The organism is Thiohalorhabdus sp. (assembly GCF_036628635.1).
Classification (GTDB): Bacteria; Pseudomonadota; Gammaproteobacteria; order Thiohalorhabdales; family Thiohalorhabdaceae; genus Thiohalorhabdus.
Window position 1 is genome coordinate 91,625 of sequence record NZ_JAZKRM010000006.1, and the last position, 6,402, is coordinate 98,026.

At 65.6% G+C, this 6,402-nt stretch carries 9 protein-coding genes and 1 pseudogene; 8 read left to right on the plus strand and 2 right to left on the minus strand.

Annotated features, from left to right (window positions below):
• Nucleotides 1-45: 45 nt before the first annotated feature.
• The 3 genes from V5A19_RS03770 (at nucleotide 46) to V5A19_RS03780 (ending at nucleotide 1,547) form a co-directional block, all read left to right on the plus strand.
• Nucleotides 46-543: a TspO/MBR family protein gene (locus tag V5A19_RS03770; protein WP_332317980.1), complete on the plus strand. Its 498-nt coding sequence runs from the start codon at nucleotides 46-48 to the stop codon at nucleotides 541-543.
• 54 nt (nucleotides 544-597) lie between these two features.
• The gene (locus V5A19_RS03775; protein ID WP_332317981.1) at nucleotides 598-813 is read left to right on the plus strand and encodes a hypothetical protein; all 216 of its coding nucleotides are present in this window, start codon (nucleotides 598-600) and stop codon (nucleotides 811-813) included.
• 323 nt (nucleotides 814-1,136) lie between these two features.
• Nucleotides 1,137-1,547: a hypothetical protein gene (locus V5A19_RS03780; protein ID WP_332317982.1), complete on the plus strand. Its 411-nt coding sequence runs from the start codon at nucleotides 1,137-1,139 to the stop codon at nucleotides 1,545-1,547.
• A 101-nt stretch (nucleotides 1,548-1,648) separates the two neighbouring features.
• Here V5A19_RS03780 and V5A19_RS03785 read toward each other — a convergent pair whose 3' ends face one another.
• Nucleotides 1,649-1,864, minus strand: coding sequence for a hypothetical protein (locus tag V5A19_RS03785; protein WP_332317983.1), 216 nt, complete (start codon nucleotides 1,862-1,864; stop codon nucleotides 1,649-1,651).
• 152 nt (nucleotides 1,865-2,016) lie between these two features.
• Here V5A19_RS03785 and V5A19_RS03790 point away from each other — a divergent pair, with 152 nt between their 5' ends.
• The 3 genes from V5A19_RS03790 (at nucleotide 2,017) to V5A19_RS03800 (ending at nucleotide 3,601) form a co-directional block, all read left to right on the plus strand.
• Nucleotides 2,017-2,814: a DUF3108 domain-containing protein gene (locus tag V5A19_RS03790; RefSeq protein WP_332317984.1), complete on the plus strand. Its 798-nt coding sequence runs from the start codon at nucleotides 2,017-2,019 to the stop codon at nucleotides 2,812-2,814.
• An 86-nt stretch (nucleotides 2,815-2,900) separates the two neighbouring features.
• Nucleotides 2,901-3,278, plus strand: coding sequence for a hypothetical protein (locus V5A19_RS03795; protein ID WP_332317985.1), 378 nt, complete (start codon nucleotides 2,901-2,903; stop codon nucleotides 3,276-3,278).
• Between the two features lie 35 nt (nucleotides 3,279-3,313).
• Complete coding sequence (locus tag V5A19_RS03800) at nucleotides 3,314-3,601, plus strand: hypothetical protein (protein WP_332317986.1); 288 nt, start codon at nucleotides 3,314-3,316, stop codon at nucleotides 3,599-3,601.
• A gap of 404 nt (nucleotides 3,602-4,005) precedes the next feature.
• Here the strand turns inward: V5A19_RS03800 and V5A19_RS03805 are convergent, their stop codons facing one another.
• Nucleotides 4,006-4,377 carry a hypothetical protein gene (locus V5A19_RS03805; protein ID WP_332317987.1) on the minus strand — a complete coding sequence of 124 codons (372 nt, stop codon included), beginning with the start codon at nucleotides 4,375-4,377 and terminating at the stop codon, nucleotides 4,006-4,008.
• A 112-nt stretch (nucleotides 4,378-4,489) separates the two neighbouring features.
• Here V5A19_RS03805 and V5A19_RS03810 point away from each other — a divergent pair, with 112 nt between their 5' ends.
• Both V5A19_RS03810 and V5A19_RS03815 read left to right on the plus strand, forming a co-directional pair.
• Nucleotides 4,490-4,936 carry a hypothetical protein gene (locus tag V5A19_RS03810; RefSeq protein ID WP_332317988.1) on the plus strand — a complete coding sequence of 149 codons (447 nt, stop codon included), beginning with the start codon at nucleotides 4,490-4,492 and terminating at the stop codon, nucleotides 4,934-4,936.
• Between the two features lie 60 nt (nucleotides 4,937-4,996).
• Nucleotides 4,997-6,277 (plus strand): annotated as a pseudogene (locus V5A19_RS03815) (IS3 family transposase).
• Nucleotides 6,278-6,402: the final 125 nt, after the last annotated feature.

Below are 6,402 nucleotides of genomic sequence, written 5' to 3' on the forward strand. Positions count from 1 at the left end.
GTACGGTAACGGGAATTAGGTGACTTTTCGAACTCCGGAGGTTCCATGGAGCAACGCCAGCCGCTGCGCTCTTGGAAGCGGGACCTGCTCGGCCTGTTGGGCTTTGTGGCGGTCTGCCTGGCGGTTTCGGGGCTGGGTGGCGCGGTTACCGCTACCTCGGTGGGGACCTGGTATCCGGAGCTCGCCAAGCCGTGGTTCACGCCGCCCGAGGAGGTCTTCGGCCCGGTATGGACGGCCCTGTTCCTGCTCATGGCGGTGGCGGCCTGGCGGATCTGGCGGGGACCCCCCGCCCGCGGCCGCTTGGCAGCGCTGAACTGGTTCGGGGTTCAGCTGGTGCTGAATCCGCTTTGGTCGGTGGTATTCTTCGGGCTGCGGGCGCCCGGCTGGGCCTTGGTGGCGATCATGCTGCTGCTCGCCGCGATTGTCGGCACTGTCCGCCGCTTCTGGGGATTGGACCGCTGGGCGGGCGCGGCTTTGATTCCCTACCTGGCATGGGTAGCCTTCGCCGCGAGCCTCAATGGGGGCATATGGTGGCTCAATTGAGCCTTCGCCGAGCACTGGCTGGCATTGATTCCGCAAGGGGTTCAGGAGGCATTGATGAGCGAGAGCTACGAAAGGCGTTTGGAGGCGGTTCCCGGTGAGCTGTTGCGCCTGGGCGAGGAGGTGGACGGCCACACCCGTGAGGGGTTGTCCGTCGCTGCCGAAGTGATCCAGATGATCAATCGGGGCGAATCCCTGTCCGAGGCGGTCGGCTGGGCGCGGCGCCGCCTGCGGCTGGAGCAGGACCACGACCTGGCGAGCTGGCGGCTCTAGCAGGCGGGAGGAATGCGGCCCGCAAGGCAGGAGCGGACCTCGGTAAGGCCCGGCTGTGTCCAACCCCTTACCTGATTACTGGACCGCCTCAGCCACCTACTGAGAGCCCGGGACGGGTAGGGGTAAGGAGCTCCCGGGGACCACGGCCGACCACTCGAAGAGGGGTCAGGCGCCCCTTGGTCACGCCAAGGCCCCTGCCCGTCCCGGCTTATGGCCGAAGCGCTGGGCTCATGACAGGAGCCCCTAAGTGCTTTCGGGTTGAAACACTGGCCGTTAAGCGTTTCCTTCGGGGAGAGGATGAACCAGTTAATGGGGGTGAGCTGATGGCCGGAGACAAGAAGCCCTTGACCGATGCCAGCGAGCAGCGCCGCCGCTGCCGCCGGTTTGCCCTTTTCCAGGTGGTCATCCTGGGTGCCGCGGTGGTTACCGGCATCGGGGGATTCGCCCTGGTGGCCGCCTCGGGGGACGGTCTCGGAGCGCTCCTCGCCCTATGGGCTGGTTTGGCCTGTGTCGGGCCCTTGCTGGAAGCGGCCGTGGAATACGATATGATCCCGGCCGCCTTCCAGCCCATTCGAAAGGCCGAGTACGAGCAATTGTGGGCCAAGGCGGTGCAAAGCCCGTACCTCCGGGCCGAGGTGGAGCGCATCCTGGAGAACCGCAATTCCATTACGCGCTACGAATACACCTGCCTTATGGAAGGTGCCGCTCCCGATGGCTGTCTGCCGATGCCGTGATCGGGCGGCAGAGGGCTTCTGTTGCATGGGGACCGCGCCCGAAACAGGCCCGGGTGCTCGACCCGGGCCCGATTCGGTGCCTTTGGCTGCGGCAAACGGGGTCAGGAGCCCATGGTCCGGCGCATACGGTCGAGCTTGAGGGTGCATATGATATGCACCACGATGGCGCCCAGGATCAGGGCGGTGACCAGCGTTGCGCCGGTATTGAGGCCGATTAGCCCGGCTCCGATGTATTGGGTCAGGGCCGCCACTACGATGAAGCCGATCAGGGGCCCGATCCTTCCGCAATAGGGACCGCCGTGCTGGGTCTGCGCCATGGGACATCCTCCCTTCGAGTGGAATGACAGATACAGGGACAGCGGGGTCCCATTACCTTAAAAAGTTCGCGCCCTCAAAGCTACCCCGGGACCGTTGCCCGAGCCGCCGATCTCAATGATTCGGTATGGTCGCCTACCACGCAGGAAACCGCATGCGCCCTACCCGCTGGCTGGTCGTCGCTGCTCTTACCCTTGCCGTTGCCTCTGCCCTGGCAAGCGGCAACGCCCCTTCCGGGGAGATTCCCAACTTCGAGGAGGCCCGATATTCGGTTAGCTGGGGGGTGGTACCCGCCGGCAAGGGAATGTTTCGGGCGCGGGCGGTCGGGGACGGCTACACCTTGCGGGCCCAGATCTGTTCCACCGGCTTGGTGGATGTCTTTCACTCGGTGCGGGACCAGCTTTACACCGAGGTCGAGCGGGGCCCTTACGGCCTGCGCCCGTCCTACCACCGACTGACCCAGATCGAACAGGGCGAGCGCAAGGAGACCATCGTCGATTTTCTCGCCCCGGACCGGGTCCGCATCCTAAAGCGCAAGGAAGGCAAGCGTAAAAAGGAAAAGGTCCAAACGGTCCCGGAAGGCATTCGGGATACCCTCTCCATCATTTACGCGGTTCGCCGGCTGCCGCTGGAAGTGGGTGAGACCTACCGTCTGCCTTTGCTCGACGGCACCGATATCGAGACGCTGGTGGTGCCGGTGAAAGGGCGCAGGGAGCTCAAGGGCCACGAGGTCCTGGAAGTGCGACCCTACACCATGGAAGACGGCGAGCGCGAGGAAGGCGGCGAATGGGCGCTGTTTTTGACCGATGACGACAGGCGGGTGCCGGTGCGCATGAAGCTGGCCCTGTCCTTTGGCAAGCTCCACCTGGAAATGACCGATTACCGGGGCCACGGTTCGGTTAAACGGCCGGCGCGCATGTTCTGCGACAAGGAGGTGACCATGCCGCGCTGACTGGAATGCGAAGGTGGACGGCCGTCTCCGACGGTGCTTGAATGCCAATAAAGGATCGCCACAACCGGCAAGCTAGGGAAGGCTTTATGACCCAACGCTTGATCCCTTCCCAGGAGCGCCACGACCATATGGTGGAACGAATTGCCAAGGGCCTGCGCCATGAGGGATTCCGGGAGGTGCGGGCCGGCGGGCTGGAAGGCTTCGATCCGCCCGAGCCCGTCGAAGGCCATGTGCCGGACGTAAGCGCCACCAACCACCACCATTACATCTACGAGGTGGAGACGGAGGATACCCTGGAGCTGGAGGAGACCCGGCTGCAGTGGAAAGCCTTCAGTCACTACGCCCGCTACAACGACTCCCGTTTCGTGATTGTGGTGCCCCAGGGCCTGGGGATCCAGGCGACCGCCCTCAAGAACTATCACCAATTCCGGGCCGAGGTGCGGGAGGTGGATTTCAACCAGTAGCCCCGGCCCCCTCCGACCATCAGGAGTACAACGGCATGGCGTACCAATTCGAGAGCCTGGATCTGGCCGATGAGAGCGAGCTTGTCGACGCTGCCGGGGATTACGTCCTGGTCGGGCTGGACATGGGGTTCAGGGATGACGTCAGCGGTTCCGAGGCCAGGGTTCAGGCCCAGGTTCCCGTTTTGGGCCTGGTACAGGGGCGCACCATTGACCATGTCCATGAGGACGCCGCTCATCATGCCGAGGACCTGGTGAGGGCGGCCGGCCAGCACTTGGAAGAGAACGACCCCCAGCTTCTCGCCCGTTTCGCCCAAGGGTACTAATGGCTGGACACCCGTCGCCGCCGCATGCAGGGCGCCAGGGCTTGTCTTCCCCACCGCGTCCTAGCCCCGGGTTCAGCCGGTTAGAGCGCTGGAGGCGCCAACGAAGGCGCGGCGATCCGTAAAGGGCAAATGGGGGGTTGCTGGCGATGGCGGGAAAGTCTCGGGGCCGCTTCGTTACTGATCGACAGGGGGCTCGCCTTTCGGCTCTATAAGGGGCCGTGACCCGGAGGCGCTGGTTTGAGCCCGATGCGGAGAGCGCCACACCCGAGGCTGACTCGGCTTTGCCTGTTGGCGGCCCAACCGGTGCCCGGAGTGGACCCGCCCCAAGTGCGGGCCTATCCCCCAGCCGAGGGCCCTCTTGCGGGCTGATCAGCTCGCCGCGGACGCCGTTGGGGTGGCCCGAATCACTGAACGGGGCCGCCGGGGTTGGGCGTCCCTTCGGTAATGGCTTTCCATTCCGCTTCCGGGATCTCTTCCATGTCGTGGCCGGTGAGGTATTCCACTGCGGCGGCGCGGAACCAGTAAGCCAAGGTCAGCAGGTCGGCCTCCTGGATGCGGTTGCGGGTCGCCTCCTCATTGGGGGAAAGGTCCACCACCAAATGGTCCTCCTCGCCATCGTGGGCTCCGGGTTCGGGCAGGAGGATGGAGCTGTTGCCTTCGGCATCGATGGCGAACCACCATTCCCGCCCCCGCAGAGGTGCCCCGGAAACACGGTATTTTTCCTCGCCGACCAGGGGGTCTGGGACGATATGCAGTGGCTCCCGCTGTTGGGTCATGGCCGTTCTCTCCGTTTCGAGGGAAAAACCCTTATTATGTACCACCCTCGGGCAATGCCGCGAACCGGCCCCCTCAACAGCCGTTGCCCCGGCGGGATCGGGGAGGGCAATTGTGGCCATTGAGCGGGTGAGTGTGCTGGATCTGGAAGGGGCTGCGCGCTTGCCGGCAGACCCGGCGACGGCGGTTCTGTCGGTTACGGATCCGGAGGTGGTGGCGCCCTTGGCCGAAGGCTTCGCCGGGGTGCTTCGCCTGAGCTTCCACGATGTGGACGACGATGCCGTGGCCTGGGGCCTCCCCCGGACCCTGCCGCAAGAGGTGGTGCCCATGGATGCCGAACAGGCCCGGCGCCTGGTCCTCTGGACCGATTCCCTGGCGCAGGATGACGCCGGCTACCGGGTAGTGGCGCACTGCCACGCGGGGATATCGCGGTCTTCGGCCATCGCTTGGTTTCTTAATCAGCGCCACGGAGCCGAGCTCAACTGGGGTGCCCATTTCCAGCCCAACCGGCGAGTGCTGCGGCTGCTGTCTGAGGTGTCCGGTCAGCGCCTGGCCTGGTGAGCCCCCTTTATCCCTTGGACACCCCTTTGGTAAGAAGAGGTGCGATCCAAGGAGGTAGAGATGACGGAAGTGAAGCGGTGGACGGCCAAGCGCAAGCAGGAAGTGGTGCTCCGGCTTTTGCAGGGTGAGTCCCTGGACGAGCTGGCCCGGGAGACGGGGCACACGGCGGCCATGCGCTCGGAATGGCGCGATACCTTCCTCCAGACCGGCCTGGAGGGGCTCAAGCGGCGCACCAAGGACCCGCAGGTAGAGGCCCTGCAGAAGGAGAAGGAGCAGCTCCAGTCCAAGGTCGGCGAGCTGCTCATGGACAAGGAGCTGCTGGAGCACCGGCTGGCCCGGGTGGAGGGCGAGGTCCCTTTTCCGCCGCGGAAATCGAAGCGATGAGTCGGGCCTGGTCGATTTCCGCGCAGCGTCCGTATCGCCGGGCCCGGGTCTGCCGAGTGTGGGGCGTGGCCCGGTCGACGTCCTATGCCCGCCACGGCGAGGCTCCGTCCTCGGAGGGACGCCCGCGCCGCGGGCGTCCGCCGGGGGTTCCGGATGCCGAGCTGGTGGCGGTGACCCGGTCCATCCTGGCCGAGATGGAGGCGCAGGAGCTGCGCGGCGAGGGCTACCGCAAGGTCTGGGCCCGCTTGCGGGCGCGGGGCTACGCCGTGGGCAAGGAGCGAGTCCGCCGCCTGATGCGTGAATACGGCCTTCAAGCGCCGCACAGGGCCGGTAGAGAGCAGGGCCGCGGGTGCACGACGGGACCATCATTCCGGCGGCGCCCAATGTCATGTGGGGCACCGACGCCACCAGCGCCTGGACCCGGCTGGAGGGCCAAGCCACTATCTTCGTGGCCCGTGGACCGCGGCTCAGTTACGCCGCTTCAAAAGACCACGCGGGGGCGCCGAAGGCGCCCATCACTACGCCCCGGATTGTGTGGGGATCCACGCCGCCCGACCCGGCACCCGCTTCGAGGCCCTGGAGCCCATCTACCAGGGGATCCGCGCCCACTTCGGCGCCGTGGACAAGGGGATTGCGAGCGGGCTGACCCTGCGCCATGACAACGGCCCGCAGTACATCAGCGACCGGTTCCAGCAGGAATTGGCCTTCCTGGGGATCAACCCCAGCCCCAGCTTCGCCTATGCCCCCGAGGGCAACGGCGTCGCCGAGCGGTTCATCCGGACGCTGAAGGAGCAGCTGCTGTGGGTGCATACCTTCGACACGGTGGAGGAGCTGCGCCAGGCCCTGCTGGATTTCGCCCAGCGCTATAACCGGTACTGGATCCTCCAGCGTCATGACTACCGGACCCCGGAGCAAGCCAGGGAGACAGCGCTAGCTGAGCCAGCGGCAGCGGCCTGAGCCAATAGCGCGAACTGGTGTCCAGGGATTCGAGGGCGGTACAGGCCGACCCCGCAGAGCGGGCATAAAAAAGGTTCTTCGCGGAACTCCGGGAATCGGCTTCTTGGTTTGAAGGCGATCGGCCA